The organism is Streptomyces chartreusis NRRL 3882, assembly GCF_900236475.1.
Lineage (GTDB): Bacteria > Actinomycetota > Actinomycetes > Streptomycetales > Streptomycetaceae > Streptomyces > Streptomyces chartreusis_D.
This window is the reverse complement of the sequence record NZ_LT963352.1, coordinates 7,010,002-7,033,425: the sequence shown is the minus strand read 5'-3', so window position 1 is coordinate 7,033,425 and position 23,424 is coordinate 7,010,002. Positions and strand designations below refer to the sequence as shown.

Annotated in this window: 26 protein-coding genes; 13 read left to right on the top strand and 13 right to left on the bottom strand. The window is 70.8% G+C overall.

The window, feature by feature from the left end; translation table 11 throughout:
- Positions 1-37: 37 nt before the first annotated feature.
- From SCNRRL3882_RS31840 to SCNRRL3882_RS31825, 4 genes are all read right to left on the bottom strand, one after another.
- Complete coding sequence (locus SCNRRL3882_RS31840) at positions 38-556, bottom strand: SixA phosphatase family protein (RefSeq protein ID WP_010037720.1); 519 nt, start codon at positions 554-556, stop codon at positions 38-40.
- Between the two features lie 65 nt (positions 557-621).
- The gene (locus tag SCNRRL3882_RS31835; protein WP_010037722.1) at positions 622-828 is read right to left on the bottom strand and encodes a hypothetical protein; all 207 of its coding nucleotides are present in this window, start codon (positions 826-828) and stop codon (positions 622-624) included.
- A 166-nt stretch (positions 829-994) separates the two neighbouring features.
- Positions 995-1,111, bottom strand: coding sequence for an SGM_5486 family transporter-associated protein (locus SCNRRL3882_RS42305; protein ID WP_086012488.1), 117 nt, complete (start codon positions 1,109-1,111; stop codon positions 995-997).
- 68 nt (positions 1,112-1,179) lie between these two features.
- A complete protein-coding gene (locus SCNRRL3882_RS31825) occupies positions 1,180-2,577 on the bottom strand; it encodes a CynX/NimT family MFS transporter (protein WP_040902901.1) in 1,398 nt (465 codons plus the stop codon).
- A 79-nt stretch (positions 2,578-2,656) separates the two neighbouring features.
- Between SCNRRL3882_RS31825 and SCNRRL3882_RS31820 the strand changes: the two genes are divergently transcribed.
- Positions 2,657-3,349: a FadR/GntR family transcriptional regulator gene (locus tag SCNRRL3882_RS31820; protein ID WP_010037725.1), complete on the top strand. Its 693-nt coding sequence runs from the start codon at positions 2,657-2,659 to the stop codon at positions 3,347-3,349.
- On the opposite strand, the gene SCNRRL3882_RS31815 is transcribed toward SCNRRL3882_RS31820, so the two are convergent.
- From SCNRRL3882_RS31815 to fabG, 3 genes are all read right to left on the bottom strand, one after another.
- Positions 3,327-3,683 carry a hypothetical protein gene (locus SCNRRL3882_RS31815; RefSeq protein WP_010037730.1) on the bottom strand — a complete coding sequence of 119 codons (357 nt, stop codon included), beginning with the start codon at positions 3,681-3,683 and terminating at the stop codon, positions 3,327-3,329. The genes SCNRRL3882_RS31820 and SCNRRL3882_RS31815 overlap by 23 nt on opposite strands.
- A gap of 161 nt (positions 3,684-3,844) precedes the next feature.
- Positions 3,845-4,612 (bottom strand): enoyl-ACP reductase FabI, encoded by a 768-nt coding sequence (gene fabI / locus SCNRRL3882_RS31810; RefSeq protein ID WP_010037733.1) that lies wholly within the window; start codon positions 4,610-4,612, stop codon positions 3,845-3,847.
- 5 nt (positions 4,613-4,617) lie between these two features.
- Positions 4,618-5,337, bottom strand: a complete 720-nt coding sequence (gene fabG, locus SCNRRL3882_RS31805) for a 3-oxoacyl-[acyl-carrier-protein] reductase (RefSeq protein WP_010037735.1) — start codon at positions 5,335-5,337, stop codon at positions 4,618-4,620.
- A 271-nt stretch (positions 5,338-5,608) separates the two neighbouring features.
- Here fabG and SCNRRL3882_RS31800 point away from each other — a divergent pair, with 271 nt between their 5' ends.
- The 3 genes from SCNRRL3882_RS31800 to tyrS are packed head-to-tail and all read left to right on the top strand — an operon-like array spanning position 5,609 to position 9,848.
- Positions 5,609-7,132 (top strand): TldD/PmbA family protein, encoded by a 1,524-nt coding sequence (locus SCNRRL3882_RS31800; protein ID WP_010037737.1) that lies wholly within the window; start codon positions 5,609-5,611, stop codon positions 7,130-7,132.
- A complete protein-coding gene (locus SCNRRL3882_RS31795) occupies positions 7,129-8,523 on the top strand; it encodes a metallopeptidase TldD-related protein (RefSeq protein WP_010037738.1) in 1,395 nt (464 codons plus the stop codon). The genes SCNRRL3882_RS31800 and SCNRRL3882_RS31795 overlap by 4 nt, the downstream gene beginning before the upstream one ends.
- A gap of 56 nt (positions 8,524-8,579) precedes the next feature.
- The gene (tyrS, locus tag SCNRRL3882_RS31790) at positions 8,580-9,848 is read left to right on the top strand and encodes a tyrosine--tRNA ligase (protein ID WP_010037739.1); all 1,269 of its coding nucleotides are present in this window, start codon (positions 8,580-8,582) and stop codon (positions 9,846-9,848) included.
- Positions 9,849-9,908: 60 nt separating this feature from the next.
- On the opposite strand, the gene SCNRRL3882_RS31785 is transcribed toward tyrS, so the two are convergent.
- Positions 9,909-10,184: a GlsB/YeaQ/YmgE family stress response membrane protein gene (locus tag SCNRRL3882_RS31785; RefSeq protein ID WP_010037740.1), complete on the bottom strand. Its 276-nt coding sequence runs from the start codon at positions 10,182-10,184 to the stop codon at positions 9,909-9,911.
- A 245-nt stretch (positions 10,185-10,429) separates the two neighbouring features.
- Here SCNRRL3882_RS31785 and SCNRRL3882_RS31780 point away from each other — a divergent pair, with 245 nt between their 5' ends.
- Together SCNRRL3882_RS31780 and SCNRRL3882_RS31775 are read left to right on the top strand one after the other, a co-directional pair.
- On the top strand, positions 10,430-10,825 hold the full coding sequence (locus SCNRRL3882_RS31780) for a DUF3099 domain-containing protein (RefSeq protein WP_010037741.1): 396 nt from the start codon (positions 10,430-10,432) through the stop codon (positions 10,823-10,825).
- Between the two features lie 216 nt (positions 10,826-11,041).
- Positions 11,042-11,263 carry a hypothetical protein gene (locus SCNRRL3882_RS31775; protein ID WP_029181018.1) on the top strand — a complete coding sequence of 74 codons (222 nt, stop codon included), beginning with the start codon at positions 11,042-11,044 and terminating at the stop codon, positions 11,261-11,263.
- On the opposite strand, the gene moaA is transcribed toward SCNRRL3882_RS31775, so the two are convergent.
- The 3 genes from moaA to SCNRRL3882_RS31760 all read right to left on the bottom strand — a co-directional run bounded on the left by moaA (position 11,260) and on the right by SCNRRL3882_RS31760 (position 14,399).
- A complete protein-coding gene (moaA, locus tag SCNRRL3882_RS31770; RefSeq protein ID WP_010037743.1) occupies positions 11,260-12,249 on the bottom strand; it encodes a GTP 3',8-cyclase MoaA in 990 nt (329 codons plus the stop codon). The genes SCNRRL3882_RS31775 and moaA overlap by 4 nt on opposite strands.
- 171 nt (positions 12,250-12,420) lie before the next feature.
- Positions 12,421-14,046, bottom strand: coding sequence for a cation acetate symporter (locus SCNRRL3882_RS31765; protein ID WP_010037746.1), 1,626 nt, complete (start codon positions 14,044-14,046; stop codon positions 12,421-12,423).
- Positions 14,043-14,399 carry a DUF485 domain-containing protein gene (locus SCNRRL3882_RS31760; protein WP_010037747.1) on the bottom strand — a complete coding sequence of 119 codons (357 nt, stop codon included), beginning with the start codon at positions 14,397-14,399 and terminating at the stop codon, positions 14,043-14,045. The genes SCNRRL3882_RS31765 and SCNRRL3882_RS31760 overlap by 4 nt, the downstream gene beginning before the upstream one ends.
- Before the next feature lie 256 nt (positions 14,400-14,655).
- On the opposite strand from SCNRRL3882_RS31760, the gene SCNRRL3882_RS31755 reads away from it, so the two are divergent.
- The 4 genes from SCNRRL3882_RS31755 (at position 14,656) to SCNRRL3882_RS31740 (ending at position 19,400) form a co-directional block, all read left to right on the top strand.
- Positions 14,656-16,185, top strand: a complete 1,530-nt coding sequence (locus SCNRRL3882_RS31755) for a S8 family peptidase (RefSeq protein WP_029181019.1) — start codon at positions 14,656-14,658, stop codon at positions 16,183-16,185.
- A gap of 59 nt (positions 16,186-16,244) precedes the next feature.
- The gene (locus SCNRRL3882_RS31750) at positions 16,245-17,765 is read left to right on the top strand and encodes a S8 family peptidase (protein WP_010037751.1); all 1,521 of its coding nucleotides are present in this window, start codon (positions 16,245-16,247) and stop codon (positions 17,763-17,765) included.
- A 77-nt stretch (positions 17,766-17,842) separates the two neighbouring features.
- Entirely contained in the window at positions 17,843-18,373 is a 531-nt protein-coding gene (locus SCNRRL3882_RS31745) for a hypothetical protein (RefSeq protein ID WP_010037753.1), read from the top strand.
- Between the two features lie 52 nt (positions 18,374-18,425).
- Positions 18,426-19,400, top strand: coding sequence for a CopD family protein (locus SCNRRL3882_RS31740; RefSeq protein WP_010037755.1), 975 nt, complete (start codon positions 18,426-18,428; stop codon positions 19,398-19,400).
- Positions 19,401-19,403: 3 nt separating this feature from the next.
- Here SCNRRL3882_RS31740 and SCNRRL3882_RS31735 read toward each other — a convergent pair whose 3' ends face one another.
- Complete coding sequence (locus tag SCNRRL3882_RS31735; protein WP_010037757.1) at positions 19,404-20,084, bottom strand: lysoplasmalogenase; 681 nt, start codon at positions 20,082-20,084, stop codon at positions 19,404-19,406.
- Complete coding sequence (locus tag SCNRRL3882_RS31730) at positions 20,081-20,965, bottom strand: sterol desaturase family protein (protein WP_010037759.1); 885 nt, start codon at positions 20,963-20,965, stop codon at positions 20,081-20,083. Before SCNRRL3882_RS31730 ends, SCNRRL3882_RS31735 begins: the two co-directional genes overlap by 4 nt.
- 268 nt (positions 20,966-21,233) lie before the next feature.
- Here SCNRRL3882_RS31730 and SCNRRL3882_RS31725 point away from each other — a divergent pair, with 268 nt between their 5' ends.
- From SCNRRL3882_RS31725 to SCNRRL3882_RS31715, 3 genes are all read left to right on the top strand, one after another.
- A complete protein-coding gene (locus SCNRRL3882_RS31725; protein WP_010037761.1) occupies positions 21,234-22,229 on the top strand; it encodes a DEDDh family exonuclease in 996 nt (331 codons plus the stop codon).
- A 107-nt stretch (positions 22,230-22,336) separates the two neighbouring features.
- Positions 22,337-22,570, top strand: a complete 234-nt coding sequence (locus tag SCNRRL3882_RS31720) for a hypothetical protein (RefSeq protein WP_003989324.1) — start codon at positions 22,337-22,339, stop codon at positions 22,568-22,570.
- 49 nt (positions 22,571-22,619) lie between these two features.
- A complete protein-coding gene (locus SCNRRL3882_RS31715; RefSeq protein WP_029181022.1) occupies positions 22,620-23,417 on the top strand; it encodes an SURF1 family protein in 798 nt (265 codons plus the stop codon).
- The last annotated feature ends 7 nt before the right edge of the window (positions 23,418-23,424 follow it).

Sequence of the window (23,424 nt, the reverse complement as noted above, 5' to 3'; positions counted from 1 at the left end):
CACCGCGCCGGTGCCGGGCCCTGTCACGTGGAGTCGGTCACTCGGTGGGCGCCCAGTAGTCCCGCAGCGTGGCCACGCCCGGCTCAAGGCTCTTCCAGGAGCCGGTGAAGGACAGGAGGGCGAAGGCGGCGGCCGGGAACCCACGGCTGCTCATCCGGTCGCGGGCGTCGCCCTCGGCCGTGCCCGCCAGGATGTCGGCGAGGCCCTGGACGCCCGGGTTGTGGCCGATCACGAGGATGTTCTGCGCGTCGTCGGGGGTCTCGTTGAGCACGGCGATCAGTTCGCCCGGCGAGGCCTCGTAGATCCGCTCCTCGTAGACGGTTTTCGGCCGCTGCGGGAACTCCTGGACGGCGAGCTTCCAGGTCTCCCGGGTCCGGACCGCGGTGGAGCACAGGGCCAGGTCGAAGGGGATGCCGGTGTCGGCCAGCCTGCGCCCGGCCTCCGCCGCTTCTTTTCGGCCCCGGTCGGCGAGCGGACGCTCGTGATCGCTCACCTGTGGCCAGTCGGCTTTCGCATGGCGGAAGAGGACAATCCTGCGGGGTTCTGCGACGCTCATGAGATCCAGCTTCGCACGAAACAGGCCATCGGGCGCAGGGAGTTGACCACCGGCTTCTGCCGTGCTCAGCGGGCTGTCAGCTGCCGGACCCGCTCGAAGAGGTGGGTGATCAGGGGGTCACCGGTGGCCGCCTGGGCGTCGGACGGGTTCAGGATCAGCACGAGCAGCGCGACGAAGGCGAGCGTGGGCAGGGCGAGGGCCCACCAGGGCAGCCGGCTGTCGGCGCCGGCCCGGGTCGCCGGATGGGGCCGGGTGTGCGTAGGAGCCGACATGGGTGCCTCCGCTCTTCGAATGGTCCGTGGCCCGCGTCCTGCGGTCACACGTCGAAGTTACGGAATCCGAGGCGGCCGACCCATCCGGTGATCCACCCACTTGACCCTGACCCTCACCCCCTAGGGGACAGGGGTGCTAGCCCCACCATGGGCGGGCGAGGGCCGGTCATGGCGAGGCGATGGTCGCGATGACGCCGATGATGATGAAGATCGCGAAGAAGGCTCCGAACACGAGCAGCATCTTCTTCTGACCATGCTGGGGATTCGGGTCGAGCACTGGCATGGGGCAAGTCTCGCACCCACCGCGGGCACCGGACGCCCCGGGGTGAGATCAGCGGCTGCGGGGCGGGCTCAGCGTCCGGCCTCGTCCTCGACCGTGCGGTCCCGGCCCGCCAGGACGCCGACCGCCATCTGCGGGATCATCAGGGCGCTCATCAGCGCGATCGGCAGGCCCCAGCCGCCGCTGTGCTGGTAGAGGACGCCCACCAGGAGCGGCCCCGGGATGGAGATCAGGTAGCCGGTGCTCTGCGCGAACGCCGACAACTGGGCCACGCCCGGGCCGGTCCTGGCCCGCATGCCGACCATGGTGAGGGCGAGCGGGAAGGCACAGTTGGCGACGCCGAGCAGCAGGGCCCAGGCCCAGGCGCCGGCGGCCGGCGCGAGGTACAGCCCGGCGTAGCCGGCGAGGCCGCAGACGCCCAGGGCGAGCACGATCGGGCCCTGGTGCGGCAGCCGCGTGGCCAGACGCGGTATGACGAACGCCAGGGGCACGCCCATCACCATGGTGACCGCGAGGAGCAGCCCCGCGGTGCCCGCGGGCACGCCGGCGTCCCGGAAGATCTGCGCCATCCAGCCCATCGTGATGTAGGCCGCGGTCGCCTGGAGCCCGAAGAAGACGGCCAGGGCCCAGGCGGTGCGGCTCCGGGTGATCCGCAGCCGTGGAGCCTCCTCGCGCGCGGGTTCCGTCGAGGCGGGGGCAGAGGTCTCCTCGCGCGCGGATTCCGTCCCGGGAGCCGGCGTTTCCGCCCCGGCGTCCCCGGCGGGCGCGGGCCGGTCTCCGCCCCGGTCCCCCGCCCCGGGCGCCGCCGCCCGCCCCCGTACGAACGGCAGCCACGGCAGGACCGCCGCCACGGCCAGACCCGCCCAGAGGGCCAGGCCCGACTGCCAGCTGCCGCCCAGGGTGTCGGTCAGGGGCACCGTGACCGCGGCCGCGAGGGCCGTGCCCAGGGCGAGCGCCATGGAGTAAAGGCCGGTCATGGAGCCGACGCGGTCGGGGAACCAGTGCTTGACGATGACCGGCATCAGGACGTTGCTGACCGCGATGCCCATGAGGGCGAGGGCGCTGGCGGCCAGGAAGCCGGCCGTGCCGCCGGCGTACGGCCGGATCGCCAGGCCGGTGGCGATGGCGGCCATGCCGGCGCACACCACGGCGCCGGCTCCGAAGCGACGGGCGAGCCGCGGAGCCATGACACCGAAGACGGCGAAACACAGCGGCGGCACGGAGGTGAGCAGTCCGGCCACGCTGCCGCTCATGCCGAGGCCGTCGCGGACCTCCTCCAGGAGGGCGCCGAGGCTGGTGATGGCGGGGCGGAGGTTCAGCGCGGACAGCACGATGCCGAGGACGAGCAACCGCATGGTCCACGCGCGCGTGGCGGAACCGCCGGGTTCCCGGGTCTCCTGCGCGGCCGAACTGCGTACGGTCGGGGGCGTCATCGTCCGGGTTTCCTCGCTAGCCATGGGACCCATCATAGAATCATAGGATGATTGACTGTCCACTCCGTCTCATCCACGGCGGCGCTCCGGCGCCCCGGTCGTGCGAAGGTGTGCCATGCCCCTGAGCCATCCCCGACGTTCGGCGCTCTCCGAGCAGGTCATCGCCGCCCTGCGGGCCCAGATCACCTCCGGCGAGTGGCCGGTCGGCTCCCGCATCCCGACCGAGCCCGAACTGGTCGAGCAGCTGGGTGTCGCCCGCAACACGGTCCGCGAGGCCGTCCGCGCGCTGTCGCACAACGGCCTGCTGGACATCCGCCAGGGCTCCGGCACGTACGTCGTGGCGACGAGTGAGCTGGCGGGGGTGATGCAGCGGCGGTTCGCCGGTGCCGATCCCCGGCACATCGCCGAGCTGCGTTCCACGCTGGAGTCGGCCGCGGCCAGGCTGGCCGCACAGCGGCGTACGGAGAAGGACCTCAAGCAGCTCGACGCGCTGCTGCTGCGGCGTGAGGAGGCCTGGGAGTCGGGTGACGCGGAGGCGTTCGTGACGGCGGACGCGACCTTCCACCTGGCCGTCGTGGCCGCCTCCCACAACGACGTGATGACCGCCATGTACGCGGACCTGGGCGAGGTGCTGCGGGACTGGCTGCGCGAGGACGTCGGCGAGGAGCTGACACCGGAGACGTACATGGAGCACGGGCGGCTGCTCGACGCGATCCGCACGGGTGACGCGGCGCGGGCGGCGGCGGAGGCCGCCCGCTATCCGTTCCTGTGCCGCCTGGGCGGGATCAGCTCGCCCGCCGGTGACTGATCCACACGTCGCCGACTTCCTTCCAGCAGCGTCCCGTCAGCCGCACGGTCTGCGCGGGCCCGGCCTCCACCGGGGAGCTGTCGGTGTCGATGTCCCACCAGCGGGCGCACTCGACGTGCAGGCTCACGCGGTCGGCCTCGGGGTACGGGTTGTGGCAGTACACGGTCGCCTCGGAGCCGGTGACGCGGATCCGGCACGCGGCGCCGAAGGGGTCGGCCGACTCGTGCTCGCCGGCCGGCACGCGCGCGTGGGGCACCGCTTCGTACACCAGGGTCAGGGCGAGGGCGACTGCGACGGCGAGGGACAGTGAGGCCGTTCGGCGGGACAAGCGCACAAGGGGACCTCCTCGGCCGTGCTGGGGAGGGGGATCGCGTGGTGAACGCGTACTCCAGGGTGCCCGGTTGTGAGCCTCCCCCGCCCGGCCGGATGAGCCGAACGGGTGACGCCCCGCTCCCCGCGCGCTGCGGGAAACGGGGCGCCGACGACGTACGGGAGTCAGGCTCCGATGGCGTGCAGACCGCCGTCCACGTGGATGATCTCGCCGGTGGTCTTAGGGAACCAGTCGCTCAGCAGGGCGACGATGCCGCGGCCGGCCGGCTCGGGGTCCTTCAGGTCCCACTCCAGCGGGGAGCGGGAGTCCCACACGGAGGCGAGCTCGCCGAAGCCCGGAATGGACTTCGCGGCCATGGAACCGATCGGGCCCGCCGAGATCAGGTTGCAGCGGATGTTCTGCTTGCCCAGGTCACGGGCCATGTAGCGGCTGGTCGCCTCCAGGGCGGCCTTGGCCGGGCCCATCCAGTCGTACTGCGGCCAGGCGTACTGCGCGTCGAAGGTCAGACCCACGACGGAGCCGCCGTTCTGCATCAGCGGCAGGCAGGCCATGGTGAGCGACTTCAGGGAGTACGCCGAGACGTGCATGGCCGTGGCGACAGACTCGAACGGCGTGTTGAGGAAGTTGCCGCCGAGCGCGTCCTGCGGGGCGAAGCCGATGGAGTGGACGACGCCGTCGAGGCCGCCGAGCTCCTCGCCGACGATGTCGGCCAGGCGCCCGAGGTGCTCGTCGTTGGTCACGTCGAGCTCGATGACCTTGGTGGGCTTGGGCAGCTTCCGGGCGATGCGCTCGGTCAGCGTGGGCCGCGGGAACGCGGTCAGGATGATCTCGGCGCCCTGCTCCTGGGCCAGCTTGGCGGCGTGGAAGGCGATGGAGGACTCCATCAGCACACCGGTGATCAGGACGCGCTTGCCCTCGAGAATTCCGCTCATGGTGATCAGTGACCCATTCCCAGTCCGCCGTCAACGGGGATGACGGCTCCAGTGATGTACGAGGCGTCGTCCGAGGCGAGGAACCGCACCGTCGCGGCGATCTCCTCCGGCTGCGCGTACCGGCCGAGCGGGACCTGCTTCACGATGCCGGCGCGCTGCTCCTCGGAGAGCACCGCGGTCATGTCGGTCTCGACGAAGCCGGGCGCGACGACGTTGAAGGTGATGTTGCGCGAGCCGAGCTCGCGGGCGAGGGAGCGCGCGAAGCCGACGAGGCCGGCCTTTGAGGCGGCGTAGTTGGCCTGCCCCGCCGAGCCGAGCAGTCCGACGACCGACGAGATCAGGACGACGCGGCCCTTCTTGGCGCGCAGCATGCCGCGGTTGGCGCGCTTGACCACGCGGAAGGTGCCGGTGAGGTTGGTGTCGAGAACGGACGTGAAGTCCTCCTCGGACATGCGCATCAGGAGCTGGTCCTTGGTGACACCGGCGTTGGCGACCAGCACCTCGACGGGGCCGTGGGTCTCCTCGATCTCCTTGTAGGCCTGCTCCACCTGCTCGGCGTCGGTGATGTCGCACTTGACGGCGAGGCAGCCCAGATCTGTCAGGGCCGCCGGGGGCTCACCCGAGCGGTACGTGATGGCGACCTTGTCGCCTGCATCGGCGAAAGCGCGGGCGATGGCGAGGCCGATGCCCCGGTTGCCTCCGGTGACGAGAACCGAGCGGCTCAACGGATCACCCTTTCGGTAGCGGTCTGATACCCCGCCCGGGCGCCTGGACGACAGGCGGCGATGACAGGCGGCTTCCTCGAAAACCTATCGGTCCGGGCACGCCCGCGGACAATCGGGCACCGACAGTGGCGTAGGGGACTCACTGTCGGGTCCCTACAGAAACCGCGCGTCCGGGTCGCGAAACTCGTGGCCCGCGCGCGGGCTGAGACGACATGATCGGAGCAGTCACGACGTACGGCAACCACGGTCACCTCGACAGAAAGAGACGGCGGTGCCTCATACCATCGACGAGGCCTTCACGGCCCTCCCCCTACGCCCCCTCGCCGACGCGGCCCTCGCCCGCGCGCGTGCGCTGGGCGCCGAGCACGCGGACTTCCGGTTCGAGCGGGTGCGCAGCGCCTCCTGGCGGTTCCGGGACGCCAAGCCCGCCGGGTCGTCGGACACCACCGACCTCGGGTACGCGGTGCGCGTCGTGCACGGCGGTACGTGGGGCTTCGCGTCCGGTGTCGACCTCTCCCTGGACGCCGCCGCCAAGGTCGCCGGGCAGGCGGTGGCCATGGCGAAGCTGTCCGCGCAGGTGATCAAGGCGGCCGGATCGGACGAGCGGGTGGAGCTGGCCGACGAGCCGGTGCACGCCGAGAAGACCTGGATCTCGTCGTACGAGATCGACCCGTTCACCGTGCCCGACGAGGAGAAGGCCGGGCTGATCGGGGACTGGAGCGCGCGGCTGCTGGCGGCCGACGGGGTCGACCATGTCGACGCCTCACTGCTCACCGTCCACGAGAACAAGTTCTACGCCGATACCGCCGGGACCGTGACCACACAGCAGCGGGTGCGGCTGCACCCGGTGTTCAACGCCGTGTCGGTGGACGAGTCGAGCGGCGAGTTCGACTCCATGCGCACCCTCGCGCCGCCCGTGGGACGCGGCTGGGAGTACCTGCGGGGCACCGGCTGGGACTGGGAGAGCGAGCTGGAGCAGATCCCCGGGCTGCTCGCCGAGAAGATGCGCGCGCCGAGCGTCGAGGCGGGCCTGTACGACCTGGTCGTCGACCCGTCCAACCTGTGGCTGACCATCCACGAGTCCATCGGGCACGCCACCGAGCTGGACCGGGCGCTCGGTTACGAGGCCGCCTACGCCGGCACCTCCTTCGCCACCTTCGACCAGCTGAACAAGTTGCGCTACGGCTCGGAGCTGATGAACGTCACCGGCGACCGCACCGCCGAGCACGGGCTCGCCACCATCGGGTACGACGACGAGGGCGTCGCGGCGCAGTCCTGGGACCTGGTGAGGGACGGCAGGCTCGTCGGCTACCAGCTGGACCGGCGGATCGCGAGACTGACCGGCTTCGAGCGGTCCAACGGCTGCGCCTACGCCGACTCCCCCGGGCACGTGCCGGTGCAGCGCATGGCCAACGTGTCGTTGCGGCCGGACCCGGCCGGGATGTCCACCGAGGACCTGATCGGAGGCGTGGAGCGGGGCATCTACGTCGTCGGCGACCGGTCCTGGTCGATCGACATGCAGAGGTACAACTTCCAGTTCACCGGGCAGCGCTTCTACCGGATCGAGAACGGGCGGCTCGCCGGGCAGCTGCGGGACGTGGCCTACCAGGCGACGACGACCGACTTCTGGGGCTCGATGGCCGCTGTGGGCGGTCCGCAGACCTACGTCCTGGGCGGCGCCTTCAACTGCGGCAAGGCCCAGCCGGGCCAGGTCGCGGCCGTGTCGCACGGCTGCCCGTCGGCCCTCTTCAAGGGCGTCAACATTCTGAACACCACGCAGGAGGCGGGTCGATGAGCGCGCGCACGAGCAAGCCGCACGAGGTCGTCGAGCGCGCCCTCGAACTGTCCCGGGCGGACGGGTGTGTCGTCATCGCCGACGAGCAGTCCACCGCCAACCTGCGCTGGGCGGGCAACGCGCTGACCACGAACGGGGTCACGCGCGGACGCACGCTCACCGTCGTCGCCACCTTCGACGGCAAGGAGGGCACGGCCTCGGGGGTCGTGTCACGGTCCGCCGTGACGGCCGACGAGCTGGAGCCCCTGGTGCGGGCCGCCGAGGCCGCCGCGCGCGGCGCCGGGCCCGCCGAGGACGCGCAGCCGCTGGTCACCGGTGTGCCGCTGGCGCCGGAGTTCACGGAGGCGCCCGCCGAAACCTCCTCCGCCGTGTTCGCCGACTTCGCTCCGGCGCTCGGCGAGGCCTTCGCACGCGCGCGTGCGGGCGGCCGGGAGCTGTACGGCTTCGCCAACCACGAAATGGTGTCGACGTACGTGGGGACGTCCACGGGGCTGCGGCTGCGGCACGACCAGCCGAACGGGACGCTGGAGCTGAACGCCAAGTCGCCGGACCGGACCCGGTCCGCCTGGGCCGGTCGCTCCACCCGGGACTTCAAGGACGTCGACCCGGCGGCGCTGGACGCGGAGCTCGCCGTGCGCCTGGGGTGGGCCGAGCGGCGCGTGGAGCTGCCCGCGGGCCGGTACGAGACGCTGCTGCCGCCGACGGCCGTCGCGGACCTGCTGATCTACCAGATGTGGTCGGCGTCGGGCCGGGACGCGGTGGAGGGCCGCACGGTGTTCTCCAAGCCGGGCGGCGGTACGCGGGTCGGCGAGCAGCTCACCGAGCTGCCGCTGACGCTGCGCAGCGACCCGAACGAGCCCGGTCTGGAGTCGGCGCCCTTCGTGATCGCGCACTCCTCCGGGGGCGATCAGTCGGTGTTCGACAACGGGCTGCCGCTCGCGGCCACCGAGTGGATGAGCCGGGGCGAGCTGCGGCACCTCACGACCAGCAGGCACAGTGCCGGGCTGACCGGCCTGCCGGTGGCGCCGGGCATCGAGAACCTGATCCTGGACGGGGGCGACGACCGCTCCCTGGACGAGATGGTCGCGAACACCGAGCGCGGGCTGCTGCTGACCTGCCTGTGGTACATCCGGGAGGTCGATCCGGCGACGCTGCTGCTCACCGGCCTGACCCGGGACGGTGTCTACCTCGTCGAGAACGGCGAGGTGACCGGCGAGGTGAACAACTTCCGGTTCAACGAGTCACCGGTCGGCGTGCTGGGCCGGGCCACGGAGGCGGGGCGGACCGAGAAGACGCTGCCCAGGGAGTGGAGCGACTGGTTCACCAGGGCCGCGATGCCGGCGCTGCGCGTACCGGATTTCAATATGAGCTCTGTCAGTCAGGGCGTATAACCTCGTAGTCGGCTGTCACCCGACTGCCCGAAGATCATCAAGGAGACACGAGAACCGTGACGGACATCGTCGACGAGCTGAAGTGGCGCGGGCTGTTCGCCCTGTCCACTGACGAGGACGCTTTGCGCAAGGCGCTCGCGGACGGTCCCGTCACGTTCTATTGCGGCTTCGACCCGACGGCGCCGTCCCTGCACGTGGGGCACCTGGTGCAGGTGCTGACCGTGCGCCGGCTCCAGCAGGCCGGTCACCGGCCGCTGGCGCTGGTCGGCGGTGCCACGGGCCTGATCGGCGACCCGCGTCCGACCGCGGAGCGCACGCTGAACGACCCGGAGACGGTCGCCGGCTGGGTCGGCAAGCTGCGCTCCCAGATCGAGCCGTTCCTGGACTTCGAGGGCGCGAACGCCGCCGTCATGGTCAACAACCTCGACTGGACGGAGAACCTCTCCGCGATCGAGTTCCTGCGGGACATCGGCAAGCACTTCCGCGTCAACAAGATGCTGACCAAGGACTCCGTCGCCCGGCGCCTGGAGTCCTCCGAGGGCATCAGCTACACGGAGTTCAGCTACCAGCTCCTCCAGGGCATGGACTTCCTCCAGCTGTACCGGAGGTACGGCTGCACGCTCCAGCAGGGCGGCAGCGACCAGTGGGGCAACCTCACGGCGGGTCTGGACCTGATCCACCGGCTGGAGCCGGACGCCACGGTGCACGCCATGGCGACGCCGCTGATGACCAAGGCGGACGGCACCAAGTTCGGCAAGACCGAGGGCGGCGCGGTCTGGCTCGACCCGGAGATGACGACGCCGTACGCGTTCTACCAGTTCTGGCTGAACGTGGACGACCGGGACATCTCCAAGTACATGCGCATCCTGTCCTTCCGTTCCCGCGAGGAGCTGGAGGAGCTGGAGAAGCAGACCGAGGAGCGTCCGCAGGCCCGTGCCGCGCAGCGTGCGCTGGCCGAGGAGCTGACGACGCTGGTGCACGGCGCCGACCAGACGGCCGCCGTGATCGCCGCGTCCAAGGCCCTCTTCGGGCAGGGCGAGCTGGCGGAGCTCGACGGGCGGACGCTGGCCGCGGCCCTCGCGGAGGTGCCGCACATCCAGGTCGCCGAGCTCGGCCCGGTCGTCGACCTGTTCGCCGAGGTCGGCCTGGTGGCCAGCAAGTCGGCCGCGCGCCGCACGGTCAAGGAGGGCGGTGCCTACGTGAACAACGTCAAGGTCGCCGGTGAGGACGCGGTCCCCGCCAAGGAGGACCTGCTGCACGGCCGCTGGCTGGTGCTGCGCCGGGGCAAGAAGAACCTGGCGGCGGTGGAGGTCACCGGCGCCTGAGTGCGCGAGGAAGGGGGCGGTTTCCGGTGCCGGAGGCCGTCCCCTTCGCCGTGTGCCCCGTTATGCCCTTCCTCTGCTTCCCCTGGCCGCCGTCCAGGCCCGGTCGCCGAGACCGACGAGGATGATCGCCATCACCAGTTGGAAGACGTGCCGCCACCAGTCGATGCCCGCTGTGGCGTCGACACCGGCCGCCCGGGCGATGGCGTTGCCGGCGATGCCGCCGATCATGCCCAGGATGACGGTCAGCCACAGGGGGATGTGCTGCCTGCCCGGAATGATCGCCTTGGCGAGCAGACCGAGTACCAGTCCCACGATGATCGCCCACAACCAGCCCATCGCTGCCTCCTCGTACGGCTCGACGTGAGCACTACGCCCAGTGTCGGCCCAGGTGCCCTACGCCGCATGCCAGGGATGGCCGTACGTATCACGGCTCAGGCCGTTCGCGCGGGCCGGACCGGCCCCGGTCTCGTGGCCGGCGCAGGCGCGGCGTAACGTGGAAGCTGCCCTGGGCAGGGTCCCCGACCGGCCGAGGGCGGCTACGGGGCGGGGAGAGTGGCGATACGGGCGGATGGTGGAATGCGATGCGGAAGCAGCATGGCGGCGGACACGTCCAGGTTTTCCGGATCACCGGCGCCCGGGCCGGGCTTCAGGAGGACGTTCGCGGGCGGCAGCGCCGGTACGTGATCTCGATGACGGTCCGCACGATCTCCGTGATCCTCGCGGCCACGCTGTGGAACGTCGAACGGCACGTCGCCGTCGTGGCGTTGGTGCTCGGGCTGGTGCTGCCGTACATCGCGGTGGTGATCGCGAACGCCGGGCGCGAGAACGCGCCGTCTCTGCCGTCCACGTTCGTGGTGCCGCCGGTGCGGCCGATGATCGCGCCGTCGGGGACGCAGGACGGACCCGCGGAATCCGTCGCGGAAGATGCCGTGTCGGGGACGGTGCCGGGGGCGCGGAGCGAGTCGCAGGAGCGGTAGGGGCGTTCGCAGGCGGTCACGGACGGACGTCATCTTCCCGCCAAGCTCAAGAAAAGCTCAGATCAATCATGTTGTTCCGGTGCCGGGCTCGGGGTTACCCGTGACATACTTCGTACGCGCTCCGCATCCCCCGTCGGAGCGACGGACCGACGCCGGGCAGCTCCCCCCGTGGCTGCTCGGCGTCGCCTTTTCTGTGTGCAGTGGTGAGACGAAGCTGTGAGTGACGAGACGCCCATCTGTTCCGCGAAGGGCTGCCGTGCGGATGCCGTGTGGGTGCTGGCGTGGAACAACCCGAAGATCCATACGCCGGAGCGGCGCAAGACGTGGCTGGCCTGTGAGGAGCATCGCGAGCATCTGTCGCAGTTCCTCGGGGTGCGGGGTTTCCTGAAGGACGTGGTCCTGCTGAAGGAATGGGAGCCCTCGCAGAAGCAGCCCTAGCCGCCGATCGCCGACATCGGACGGTCCGGCTGGACGAAGGAGGGGTCGTCCAGGCCCGCTCCCGCCTTCTTGCCCCACATCGCCAGGCGCCAGATGCGGGCGATCTCCTCGTCCGGGGCGTCCGAGCGGAGTGCGGCGCGCAGGTCGGTCTCCTCCTGGGCGAACAGGCACGTGCGGATCTGTCCGTCGGCGGTGAGGCGGGTGCGGTCGCAGGCCGCGCAGAAGGGGCGCGTGACGGAGGCGATCACGCCGACGACATGCGGGCCGCCGTCCACCAGCCAGCGCTCCGCCGGTGCCGAACCGCGTGCCTCCTCGCCCTCGGCGGTCAGCTCGAAGCGCGTGCGCAGGGAGGCCAGGATGTCGCCTGCCGTGATCATGCCGTCGCGCTTCCAGCCGTGCTGGGCGTCCAGGGGCATCTGCTCGATGAAGCGCAGCTCGTAGTCGTGCTCCACGGCCCAGGCGAGGAGGTCGGGGGCCTCGTCGTCGTTGAGCCCCGGCATCAGAACCGAGTTGACCTTGACCGGGGTGAGGCCGGCGTCGCGCGCGGCGTGCAGGCCCTCGATGACGTCCTTGTGGCGGTCGCGGCGGGTGAGGGTCTTGAAGACGTCCGGGCGGAGCGTGTCGAGCGAGACGTTGACCCGGTCCAGGCCTGCCGCCTTCAGGGCCGCCGCCGTGCGCTTGAGGCCGATGCCGTTGGTGGTGAGGGACATCTGGGGGCGCGGTTCGAGGGCCGCGACGCGCTCGACGATGCCGACCAGGCCGGGTCGCAGCAGGGGCTCGCCGCCGGTGAAGCGGACCTCCTCGATCCCGAGGGAGGTGACCGCGATGTCGATCAGGCGGACGATCTCGTCGTCCGTGAGCAGGTCAGGCTTGGCCAGCCACTGCAAGCCCTCCTCGGGCATGCAGTACGTGCAGCGCAGGTTGCACCGGTCGGTCAGCGAGACCCTCAGGTCGGTGGCCACTCGGCCGTAGGTGTCGATGAGCACGTGGGCCCCCTCCCTCGATGCGGATCGTGCCCGGAGCACTTCCTCTCCGACACTTGAGAGCCTACGTGACCCCACTGACATCACCACAGGCCCGATCCCACGACGCGGGGCGCGGCCGCGCCGCAGGGACCTGGAGGTTCCTACGACGCGGCCGCGCGAGGGGGTTCGTGCTCAGTGGGCGCCGGTGCCGGTCAGGGACCGGACCTCCAGCTCCGCGTACTTCTTGGCGTCCGGCTCCTCCTTGGACAGGACCGTGCCGAGCCAGCCCATGAGGAAGCCGAACGGGATCGAGATGATGCCCGGGTTCTTCAGCGGGAACCAGGCGAAGTCGACCTCGGGGAACATCGCCTTGGGGTCGCCGGAGACGACGGGTGAGAACAGCACCAGGCCGACGGCGACGATCAGACCGCCGTAGATCGACCACAGGGCGCCCTGGGTGGTGAACCGCTTCCAGAACAGGCTGTAGAGGATCGTCGGCAGGTTGGCGGAGGCCGCGACCGCGAAGGCGAGCGCGACCAGGCCGGCCACGTTCAGGTCGCGGGCCAGGGCGCCGAGGCCGATGGAGATCACGCCGATGAAGACCGTCGCCCAGCGGGCCGCGCGGACCTCCTCGGCGCCGGAGGCCTTCCCCTTGCGGATGACGTTGGCGTAGATGTCGTGCGCGAAGGAGGACGAGGAGGCGAGGGTGAGGCCGGCGACGACGGCGAGGATCGTCGCGAAGGCCACCGCCGAGATCGTGGCGAGCAGGATCGCGCCCCAGGTCGAGTCGACACCGCCCAGGTGCAGGGCGAGCAGGGGTGCCGCCGTGTTGCCGGACGGGTTGGAGGCGATGATCTCTTCCTGCGAGATGAGCGCGGCGGCGCCGAAGCCCAGCGCGATCGTCATCAGGTAGAAGCCGCCGATGATGCCGATGGCCCAGTTCACGGACTTACGGGCGGCCTTGGCGTCGGGCACCGTGTAGAAGCGGATCAGGATGTGCGGCAGACCGGCGGTGCCGAGCACCAGGGCGATGCCGAGGGAGATGAAGTCCAGCTTGGAGGTGCCGGTCGCGCCGTACTGGAGGCCGGGCTCCAGGAAGGCGGCGCCCTTGCCGCTGTTCTCGGCGGCCGTGCCGAGCAGGTCGGAGATGTTGAAGTTGAACTTCAGCAGCACCAGGAAGGTGATCAGGAGGGTGCCGCCGATGAGCAGCACGGCCTTGACCATCTGGACCCAGGTGGTGCCCTTCATGCCGCCGATGGAGACGTACACGATCATCAGGATGCCGACGAGGGCGACGATGAGGATCTTGCCGGCGTCGGAGGTGATGCCGAGCAGCAGCGAGACGAGGACGCCCGCGCCGGCCATCTGGGCCAGCAGGTAGAAGATCGACACGACGATCGTGGACGTACCGGCGGCGGTGCGGACCGGGCGCTGGCGCATGCGGTACGCGAGCACGTCGCCCATGGTGTAGCGGCCGGAGTTGCGCAGCGGCTCGGCCACCAGGAGCAGCGCGACCAGCCAGGCGACCAGGAAGCCGATGGAGTAGAGGAAGCCGTCGTAGCCGAAGATGGCGATCGCGCCGGCGATGCCGAGGAACGACGCGGCGGACATGTAGTCGCCGGAGACGGCGAGGCCGTTCTGGAAGGCGCTGAACTGGCGTCCGCCGGCGTAGAAGTCCGCGGCGTCCTTGGTCTGGCGGCCCGCCCAGATGGTGATGCCGAGGGTGGCGAGGACGAACAGCGCGAACAGGGTGATGATCAGCGGGCGGTGCTCGCTGGCCTCGTTCGCGGCGAGGACTGTCTGCTGTACGGCGCTCATGCGTCGCCCTCCATCCGGGACTTGATGGCCTCGGCCTTGGGGTCGAGCTTCGCGGCGGCGTGCCGCGAGTACCACCAGGCGATGAGGAACGTGGTGATGAACTGCGCGACGCCGAGGATGAAGGCGACGTTGATGTTGCCGAACAGCTTGGTGCCCATGAAGCCGCCCGCGTAGTTCGACAGCAGGACGTACAGCAGGTACCAGGCGATGAAGGCGACGGTCAGCGGGAAGGCGAAGGAGCGGTAGGAGCGGCGCAGTTCACCGAACTCCGCGCTCTCCTGCACCTCGCTGAACTCCTCGGGTGAGGGGAGTTTGTGTTGCTCTTTCGAGGGGGGCGGTGCGTCGGTGGCCACGGAGAGTCTCCTCGCGATGACGGAAGCGGTTGTGAACGGGGACGGAGGCGAGTGTCCTCGCGCTCCTTGTCCAACGTCACGGCGGCACGCGAGAACCGGTTCAACCGCGCGGCGTTCTTTCCGAAGTCGTTTCGACAAAACGTTGCTGGCCAGCGAGAGCGCGGGATAGCTTCGCCCTGCACCACCTCGTCATGTACCTGCCCGAGCACCACCTGTGCCTCGGGCCGGTTTCGTTTCCGGAGGATGTGGAGACCCCATGTCTCACTTGCGTTCCAGACGCCGGCTCGCCCTCGCCGTGCCCGTCGTGCTGTCCCTGACGGCCTCGCTGGGCTTCCTGCCCGCCGCCGCAACGGCGGCCCCGCAGGCGGAGTCGGCCACGCGGACGGCGGACGCGCCGAAGCTTGCGTACGTCGTCAACACCAAGGTGGACCGGCACACGATCGCGTCCGTGAAGAAGGCGATCGGGAAGGCCGGCGGCTCGGTCGTGGCCACGTACGAGCGGATCGGCGTGATCGTCGTCCACTCCTCGAACGCCGACTTCGCCAAGACCATACGCACGGCCCGCGGGGTCCAGTCGGCGGGCGCGACGCGTACCACGCCCCTGGCCGCCGCGGGGACGAAGGAGGAGGGCGCGGTCGAGTACCTGACGGCCGCCCAGGCGAAGCGCACCGAGGCCGCCTCGGCGAAGACGCCCGAGAGCGAGCCCCTCGAGGCCGACCAGTGGGATCTGCGCACGATCGGCGCCGACGAGGCCGCGAAGATCAACCCGGGCAGCAGCAAGGTGACCGTCGCCGTGATCGACACCGGCGTGGACGACACCCACCCCGACATCGCCCCGAACTTCTCCGCGTCCCAGTCCGCCAACTGCGCCGGTGGCAAGCCCGACACCAGCCAGGGCGCCTGGCGGCCGTACACCGCCGAGGACTACCACGGCACGCATGTCGCCGGTGAGATAGCCGCCGCCCGCAACGGAATCGGCGTGGCAGGCGTCGCACCGGGTGTGAAGGTCTCCAGCATCAACGTGACCGACCGGGCGAACGGCCTCTTCTACCCGGAGAGCGTGGTGTGCGCCTTCGTGTTCGCCGCCGACCACGGCGTCGAGATCACGAACAACAGCTACTACGTCGACCCGTGGCTGTACAACTGCATGGACGACCCGGACCAGCGGGCCATCGTCGACGCGGTCAACAGGGCGCAGCTGTACGCGCAGAAGAAGGGAACGCTCAACGTCGCCGCGGCGGGCAACTCCAACCACGACCTGGACGCGGACGCGATCGTAGACGACTCCAGCCCGGACGACTCCACCCCCGTCGAGCGCACCATCGACCCGCACGAGTGCTTCGACGTGCCGAACCAGCTCCCGGGTGTCGTCACGGTGAGCTCGACCGGCGTCGACAACGTGAAGTCGTACTTCTCGACGTACGGCAAGGGCGTCGTCGACGTCGCGGCGCCGGGCGGCGACCGGCGCTACCAGATCCCGGACACGCCCTCGAAGGACGGCCGCATCCTGTCCACCCTGCCGAACGGCGCGTGGGGCTACCTCCAGGGCACCTCGATGGCCTCCCCGCACGCCTCCGGTGTCGCCGCGCTGCTGAAGTCCAAGCACCCCGGGGCGTCCCCGGCCCAGCTCCAGGCCCTGCTGAAGGCACAGGCCGACCGGACGGCCTGCCCGGAGTCCTACGACCAGGACGGTGACGGCACGCAGGACGCGGTGTGCGAGGGCGGCAAGCGCGTCAACGGCTTCTACGGGTACGGCATCGTCAACGCGCTGCGCGCCGTCAAGTGACGCGCGCTCCTCAGACTTCCCGCACCGTCCGCCCGTACCGCGAACGAACTGGAGACAGCATGACTGCGCCGCACGCGCGCTACCGCCGCGCCGTCGCGATCCCGGCCGGGATGGCCATGGCCACGGCCCTCGCGTTCCTGCCGAACACCACGGCCACGGCCGCCGACGAGGCGCCCGCGGCGGTCTCGGCCGACGCGACCTCGCTCAGCTACGTCGTCAACGTCAAGCCGGGCCACGGCACTTCGGCGTACGTGAAGAAGGCCGTCGGCCAGGCCGGCGGCACGATCGTGACGTCGTACGACCAGATCGGCGTCATCGTCGTCCACTCCTCGAACCCGGACTTCGCCAAGAGCATCCGCAAGGTGCGCGGGGTGCAGTCCGCCGGGGCCACCCGCACCGCACCGCTGCCCTCGGCGGCGACGGGCGACCTGGGGGCGCCGAAGGTGCTGAGCGCGGCCGAGGTCGCCGACGCCGAGGCGGCGGCCGGCCAGGACCCGCTGGAGGGCCTGCAGTGGGACCTGCCCGCCATCAAGGCGGACAAGGCGCACGAGAAGTCCCTGGGCAGCAGCAAGGTCACCGTCGCGGTGATCGACACCGGCGTCGACGACACCCACCCCGACATCGCGCCCAACTTCGACCGTGGTGCCTCGGTCAACTGCGTCTCGGGCAAGCCGGACACGTCCGAGGGGGCCTGGCGGCCGAGCGCCGCGGAGAGCCCGCACGGGACGCACGTGGCGGGTGAGATAGCCGCCGCGAAGAACGGCGTCGGCATGACCGGTGTCGCGCCCGGGGTGAAGGTCTCCGGCATCAAGGTGTCCAACCCCGACGGCTTCTTCTACACGGAGGCCGTGGTGTGCGGCTTCGTGTGGGCGGCCGAGCACGGGGTCGACGTGACGAACAACAGCTATTACACCGACCCCTGGTACTTCAACTGCAAGAACGACCCGGACCAGAAGGCGCTGCTGGACGCGGTCGGCCGGGCCTCGCGGTACGCGGAGAAGAAGGGCGCGGTCAACGTCGCGGCGGCCGGCAACGAGAACTACGACCTGGCCTCCGACGAGATCACCGACCCGTCGTCGCCGAACGACACCACGCCGGGCGACCGGGTCGTCGACCCGTCGGAGTGCCTCGACATCCCGACCCAGCTGCCGGGCGTCGTCACGGTCGCGGCGACGGGAGCGAAGGGCGTCAAGTCGTCCTTCTCCAACTACGGTCTGGGCGTCGCCGACATAGCCGCCCCGGGCGGCGACTCGACCGCCTACCAGAAGCCGGAGCCGCCGGCCACGAGCGGGCTGATCCTGGGCACGCTGCCGGGCGGCAAGTGGGGCTACATGGCCGGTACGTCGATGGCGTCCCCGCACGTCGCGGGCGTCGCCGCCCTCATCAAGTCGACGCACCCGTACGCCTCTCCGGCCCTGGTGAAGGCCCTGCTGTACGCGGAGGCCGACGCCAAGGCGTGCACGGACCCGTACGACATCGACGCCGACGGCAAGATCGACGCGGTGTGCGAGGGCTCGAAGAACCGCAACGGCTTCTACGGCTGGGGCATCGCGGACGCGCTGGACGCGGTGACCAAGTAGAGCTCGTGTGAAGGCGATCCGGGCCGGGCGGGGACACCCGCCCGGCCCGCTTCGTGTCTGCGGCAGGATTTCTTGTCATGGACGTGTACGAAGATCACTGGACCTGGACAGCCCGGCCGGTGCGGCCTCAGTGGCAGTTGGCCCTGCGGTTCGCGGGGAGCGTGGTGTGGTTTCCGGTGGTGTGTGCGCTGGGGCTGGGCGTGGCGGCCGCTTTCCTCGTCGTCGGCATGTTCGCCGAGGTGATCACGGCGTTCAGCAGCAAGCTCGAAAACCGCTACCTGAACGCCATGGGCGGGGCGCTGGACCGCGTCGGGCGGCTGGCCTCCTGGTGCGTGTCCTGGCCCGAGCTGCGCCATGAGGGCGACTCCGAGTACTACAAGGCGCGCGTGGACAAGGCGGTCGGGAAGTGGACCGCCCTGGCCTCCGCGCCGGTCGAGCCGCACAAGCCGAAGCCGCCGGTGGAGTGTGCGATACCGCTGCGCGCCTACCGCGGCGTCGGCGGGTGGTACGTCGCCGAGGTCGCGCTCGCGCAGGGATGGGAGCTGCGGCCGACGGACGTGGGCAAGGAAGTCCGGTTGTGGTGGTCGGCCGCGTCGAGCGGTGCATGAGTTCGTTCTCCTGGATTTGCCCAGCCGTGTGAAGGTTGGTGAAGATCTCGGGGTGACCTTGACAAGACCCGTCGCCTTCCTGGTGCTGGTGGCGCTGGCCGCGCTGATCCCGGTGCTCGGCCCGGCCACCGCGCTGCACGGCACCGGGGAGGCCGCCGCGCCCGGCGCCCGGGGCATAGCCCTGCTGCGCACGGTGCTGTTCGCGGCCCTGTGCGTGCCGGTCGGCGAGCTGTTCGTGAACAGGCTGGCGCGTTGCGTGCCGGGCACGGAGGCAGCCGCCGGCCATCCGGTCGTGCCGCGCAGCTGGTCACCGTTCGCGGCCGGGGCCGGTTTCGTCGCCGCGCTCGGGCTCGCCTCGGTCGTGGCCACGGGCAATCTCGTCCCTGACGGCCTGTCGGACATCGACACCGGCGGGCTCTACGCGTCGCGGGACGGCAAGCTCGCCCTGCTGGAGGTCAACGCGTTCCTCGTGGCGGGGCTGTGTGCCGTGTCGCGCCGGCCGGCCACGCAGCTGTGGCCGTTGGCCGCCGTGGTGATCGCCGAGGCCCTGCGCGCACACCCGGCGACCGAGCACACCCCGCTGACCGGCTCCGGGCTGACGCTCGTCCACCTGACGTGTGCGGCGCTGTGGGTGGGCGGGCTGCTGCACGCGCTGCGGACCCTGAGGCCGTGGCGCAACCGGTACGGCACGGAGGCGGGCGCGGCCCTGCTGGGTCTCTACGCGCGCGTGGCGACCGTTCTGCTCGCCGCCATCACGGCGACGGGCGTGTGGAGTTCACTGCGCCGGATGCCGCCGGAGACGATCCTGGTGCAGCTGACGGCGACGGCGTACGGGCGGGCCGTGCTCGCCAAGGTGTTCCTCGTGGCAGCCGTCGCCGCTCTCGCCCTGTGGGCACGGCAGCGGCTGCGCCGGGCGGCCGACCCGCTGACCGCCTGTGCGCCGGCGCGGGCGGAGGTCGTCGCGCTGGGCCTGGTGGTCGCCGTGTCCGGGCTGCTGACGGCCCTTCCGCTGCCCATCCGCTGGTGAGCCTCAGACGGCGCGCATCTCGCCGTACGTCGCGGCCGGTGCCCTGCGCGCGCCCAGCGCCCCGAGCGTGCCACCGGCCAGGAGGGCCTGTGCGGCGATGTACGTGAGCATGATCCAGAAATCCGGCGCGGGTGGCTGCGGCCAGTCGGCGACGCCGGTCGCGATGAGCGTGTCGGAGAGCAGGAAGAGCGCACCGCCGAGCCCGGTGAAGAGTCCGAGCCGGATGGCGGCGCGGTACGCCATGGCCGTGAGCAGGAGGCTGTACTCGGCGACGGGCAGGCGCAGCTCCGCGGGCAGGTCCGGCCACAGCAGCGCGACGGTCGTGACGAGGGCGGTGGCGTAGCCCAGGGCGAGGAGGGCCGCACGCGCGCGTGGGACGGCGTACCGGCTCCCGTACCTCCCGAACAGGACGAGGTAGCAGACGTGTCCCGCCGCGAAGCAGCCCATGCCGGCGAGGAAGGCCGGCTCGGCGTCGGACAGCAGCAGCACGTCCCCGCCCCAGCCGCACAGCAGGGCGGCCACGAGCGGCCGGGGCGCCCGGCACAGCACGGCCCACAGCGCCAGGAGCGGCATCAGCAGCGGCTTGGTGACGGCGTGCCCGGCGTCGAAGCCGACCGCGAGGGAGAGCAGGTCGACGACGACGGCGAGAGCGAAGACGCCGAGGAGGAGTCGGGAGTGGCTCACGCCGACGTGCCCTTCCCGACGGGCGACGACGCCGGGGCCGGCACCGGCGCAGGCGCAGGTCCCCACCCCGGCCCGCGGAACACGCGCCCCGCGCGCTCGCGCCAGTCGCGCGCCGCCTTCAGGTCCCTCGCGATGGAAACGTATTCGTGTGTCGCCACCTTCAGCAGGTTGTACGTGTCGATGTTCTTGGTCAGCCCGTACCGGGGCCGCACGGTCTCGGCGACGAACGATCCGAACAGCCGGTCCCAGACGATGAGGATGCCGCCGAAGTTGCGGTCGAGGTAACAGCCCTGGGAGGCGTGGTGGACCCGGTGGTGCGAGGGGGTGTTGAAGACGAACTCGAACCAGCGGGGCATCTTGTCGATCCGCTCGGTGTGGATCCAGAACTGGTAGACGAGGTTCGCGGAGGAGCAGAACGCCAGCGCGGCCGGGTGGACTCCGGCTGCGACGAGGGGGACGTAGAACGGCCACACCGTCAGGGACGTCCAGGGCTGGCGCAGCGCGGTGGTGAAGTTGAACTTCCGGCTGGAGTGGTGGACGACGTGACAGGCCCACAGGATGCGGATGACGTGGTGGCCGCGGTGGGACCAGTAGTAGAAGAAGTCCTGTGCGAGCAGCATCAGCGGGACGGTCCACCACAGGACGGGCACGCGCAGGGGCGTGAGTTCGTAGAGGGCCGTGTAGAGGGCGACGATCGGGATCTTCCAGAGGAAGTCGAAGACGAGACTGCCGAGCCCCATGCCGATGCTCGTCGCGGCGTCCTTCGCCTCGTAGCCCTCGGCGTCCTCGTCGGGGTGGAGACGGTAGCTCACCATCTCGACCACCGTGAGCAGCACAAAGGCGGGGATCGACCACAGCACGACATCGGGCAGGTTCGGCATGCCTGAACCGTAGGGCGGCCGTCCTGCCCCGACCAGACGTTGTTACCCACAAGTATTACCGACGGTACGCGCTTGCTTCTTGGCGATCTCCGCCAAACCGTGCCCTGAGGCGGAGCCCGGCCCGCGCCCGTACAGCACCTGAGCCTCGGTCAGACGTACGCCTCACGAACGGACAGAGCGGACAAGACGCCTGAGGGGCCGTCGGAAGGGCGGAGCCTGCGCACCTGGCGGACGGTGGTGTCAGTCGCGGCCCGTATCCTCAGGAACCATGCTCGAAGACCTGACGACCGCAGCGTCGTTCTCCCCCACGTCGTGGCCGGCCGCGTATCCCCGGGGATACGCGGTCGTTGACGTGGAGACCACGGGCCTGGCGCGGGACGACCGGATCATCTCGGCGGCCGTCTACCGGCTGGACGCGCGCGGCGAGGTCGAGGACCACTGGTACACGACGGTCAACCCGGAGCGTGACCCGGGCCCCGTGTGGATCCACGGACTGACGAGCGAGGCACTCGAGGGCGCGCCCCTCTTCGCGGACATCGCCGAGGAGTTCACGGCCCGGCTCCGGGACCGGGTGCTCGTCGCGCACAACGCCGTCTTCGACTGGCAGATGATCGCCCGGGAGTACGCGCGCGCGAAGCGCGAGGCACCGGTGCGCCAGCGCCTGTGCACCATCGCGCTCTCCAAGGAACTCGGGCTTCCGCTGCCCAACCACAAGCTGGAGTCCCTCGCCGCGCACTTCGGCGTCGTCCAGCGGCAGGCGCACCACGCGCTGGACGACGCACGCGTGCTGGCGGAGGCGTTCCGGCCCAGTCTCAGGACCGCGGCGGCGAACGGCGTACGGCTGCCGCTGCACGAGTGCCGGCCGCTGACCGAGTGGTCGGACCGCCCTCCCGCGCCCCGCATCGGACAGCAGGCGGGCTACGGCGGGTACCGGACGGGCAGTTGGCGCCCCGCCCGGAAGCGGCCCGCCTGCCCCTACCCCAACCCGGGGCGCTTCGAGGCGGGCGGGCGGCTCAAGCAGGGCATGCGGGTCGCCTTCTCCGGCGACACCTCGGTCGAGCGCGACCTGCTGGAGGACCGGGCGACCGAGGCCGGGCTGCACGTGGCCACCAGCCTGTCCCGGCTGACCAGCCTCCTCGTCACGAACGACCCGGACTCGGGCACGTCCAAGGTGGTCAAGGCCCGTCAGTTCGGCACGCCGATCGTGGACGAGGCGGCGTTCGGGCAGCTCCTCGCGGACGTGGAGCCGGCCTCGGGGGCGTAACCGGATGCGGGGCCGTGCCGGGGGGTGACCGTACGGACGGGTGATTGGCGGGCGACTCGCCCGGCGGCGGCTCGCCCGGGCCGGGGTGACGGCTCACCCTGTGGCGCATGGCGACCTGTGAGGTATGTGGCAATCAGTACGGAATGACCTTCGAGGTGCACGCGCAGGGCGCGGTGCACGTCTTCGACTGCTTCGCCTGCGCGATCCACCGTATGGCCCCCATCTGCGAGCACTGCCGGGTCCAGATCATCGGCCAGGGCGTCGACGTCGACGGCCACTGGTACTGCGGCGCCCACTGCGCCCGCGCGGAGGGAAAGGTGGGAATTGTCGACAAGGTCTGAACCCGTACCCGACTGAATGCACCCCACGACCGAGCTGTACGGTCGTGGGGTGTACCGCTTCCTGTTGTCCCGGCAGTGGGTGATCCTGACGTTGATCGCCCTGCTTCTCATCCCCACGATGATCAGGCTGGGCATCTGGCAGATGCACCGCTACGAGGAGCGCACCGCCCGGAACCAGCTGGTCACCGACGCGCTGGCCGCGAAGCCGGTGCCCGTGGAGAAGCTGACCGCGCCCGGGCACACCGTCACGAGCGCCGAGCGGTACCGGACCGTGACCGCGAAGGGCCGCTTCGACACGGAGGACGAGGTCGTCGTCCGCCGCCGCACCAACTCCGACGACGAGGTCGGCTACCACGTCCTGACGCCGTTCGTCCTCGACGACGGCAAGGTCCTGCTGGTCAACCGGGGCTGGATCCCCTCCGACGGCCCGAGCCAGACCACGTTCCCGAAGGTCCCCGCACCGCCGAGCGGCGAGGTGACCGTCGAGGGGCGGCTGATGCCGAGTGAGACGACCGCGGCGAGCGGGATCAAGAACCTCAAGGGCCTGCCGGACCGGCAGGTCATGCTGATCAACAGCGAGCAGGAGGCCCGGCGCCTGGACGCGCAGGTGCTCGGTGGCTACATCGCGCAGACGGCGCCCGAGCCCAAGGGCGACACGCCCGAACTGCTGGGCGACCCCGGCAAGGAGGACGCCGCCCTGAACTACGCCTACGCCATCCAGTGGTGGCTGTTCTCCGCCGCCGTCCCGGTCGGCTGGGTGGTCCTCGCCCGTCGCGAGGCCAGGGAGCGGACCCAGGCGGCGGCGAAGAAGGCCGACACGGCGGAGGCCGAGCCGGCGGCGGTGTAGCACCGCC

Excerpts from the sequence above, each read along its gene's own strand:
- SCNRRL3882_RS31745 (WP_010037753.1), top strand. The coding sequence starts at position 17,843 with ATGGACGTGTACGAAGATCACTGGACCTGGACAGCCCGGCCGGTGCGG.
- SCNRRL3882_RS31820 (WP_010037725.1), top strand. The coding sequence starts at position 2,657 with ATGCCCCTGAGCCATCCCCGACGTTCGGCGCTCTCCGAGCAGGTCATC.
- SCNRRL3882_RS42305 (WP_086012488.1), bottom strand. The coding sequence starts at position 1,111 with ATGCCAGTGCTCGACCCGAATCCCCAGCATGGTCAGAAGAAGATGCTG.
- SCNRRL3882_RS31725 (WP_010037761.1), top strand. The coding sequence starts at position 21,234 with ATGCTCGAAGACCTGACGACCGCAGCGTCGTTCTCCCCCACGTCGTGG.
- SCNRRL3882_RS31765 (WP_010037746.1), bottom strand. The coding sequence starts at position 14,046 with ATGAGCGCCGTACAGCAGACAGTCCTCGCCGCGAACGAGGCCAGCGAG.
- SCNRRL3882_RS31835 (WP_010037722.1), bottom strand. The coding sequence starts at position 828 with ATGTCGGCTCCTACGCACACCCGGCCCCATCCGGCGACCCGGGCCGGC.
- SCNRRL3882_RS31825 (WP_040902901.1), bottom strand. The coding sequence starts at position 2,577 with ATGATGGGTCCCATGGCTAGCGAGGAAACCCGGACGATGACGCCCCCG.
- SCNRRL3882_RS31720 (WP_003989324.1), top strand. The coding sequence starts at position 22,337 with ATGGCGACCTGTGAGGTATGTGGCAATCAGTACGGAATGACCTTCGAG.
- SCNRRL3882_RS31755 (WP_029181019.1), top strand. The coding sequence starts at position 14,656 with ATGTCTCACTTGCGTTCCAGACGCCGGCTCGCCCTCGCCGTGCCCGTC.
- SCNRRL3882_RS31730 (WP_010037759.1), bottom strand. The coding sequence starts at position 20,965 with ATGCCGAACCTGCCCGATGTCGTGCTGTGGTCGATCCCCGCCTTTGTG.
- SCNRRL3882_RS31795 (WP_010037738.1), top strand. The coding sequence starts at position 7,129 with ATGAGCGCGCGCACGAGCAAGCCGCACGAGGTCGTCGAGCGCGCCCTC.
- SCNRRL3882_RS31840 (WP_010037720.1), bottom strand. The coding sequence starts at position 556 with ATGAGCGTCGCAGAACCCCGCAGGATTGTCCTCTTCCGCCATGCGAAA.
- SCNRRL3882_RS31785 (WP_010037740.1), bottom strand. The coding sequence starts at position 10,184 with ATGGGCTGGTTGTGGGCGATCATCGTGGGACTGGTACTCGGTCTGCTC.
- SCNRRL3882_RS31780 (WP_010037741.1), top strand. The coding sequence starts at position 10,430 with ATGCGGAAGCAGCATGGCGGCGGACACGTCCAGGTTTTCCGGATCACC.
- fabI (WP_010037733.1), bottom strand. The coding sequence starts at position 4,612 with ATGAGCGGAATTCTCGAGGGCAAGCGCGTCCTGATCACCGGTGTGCTG.
- SCNRRL3882_RS31750 (WP_010037751.1), top strand. The coding sequence starts at position 16,245 with ATGACTGCGCCGCACGCGCGCTACCGCCGCGCCGTCGCGATCCCGGCC.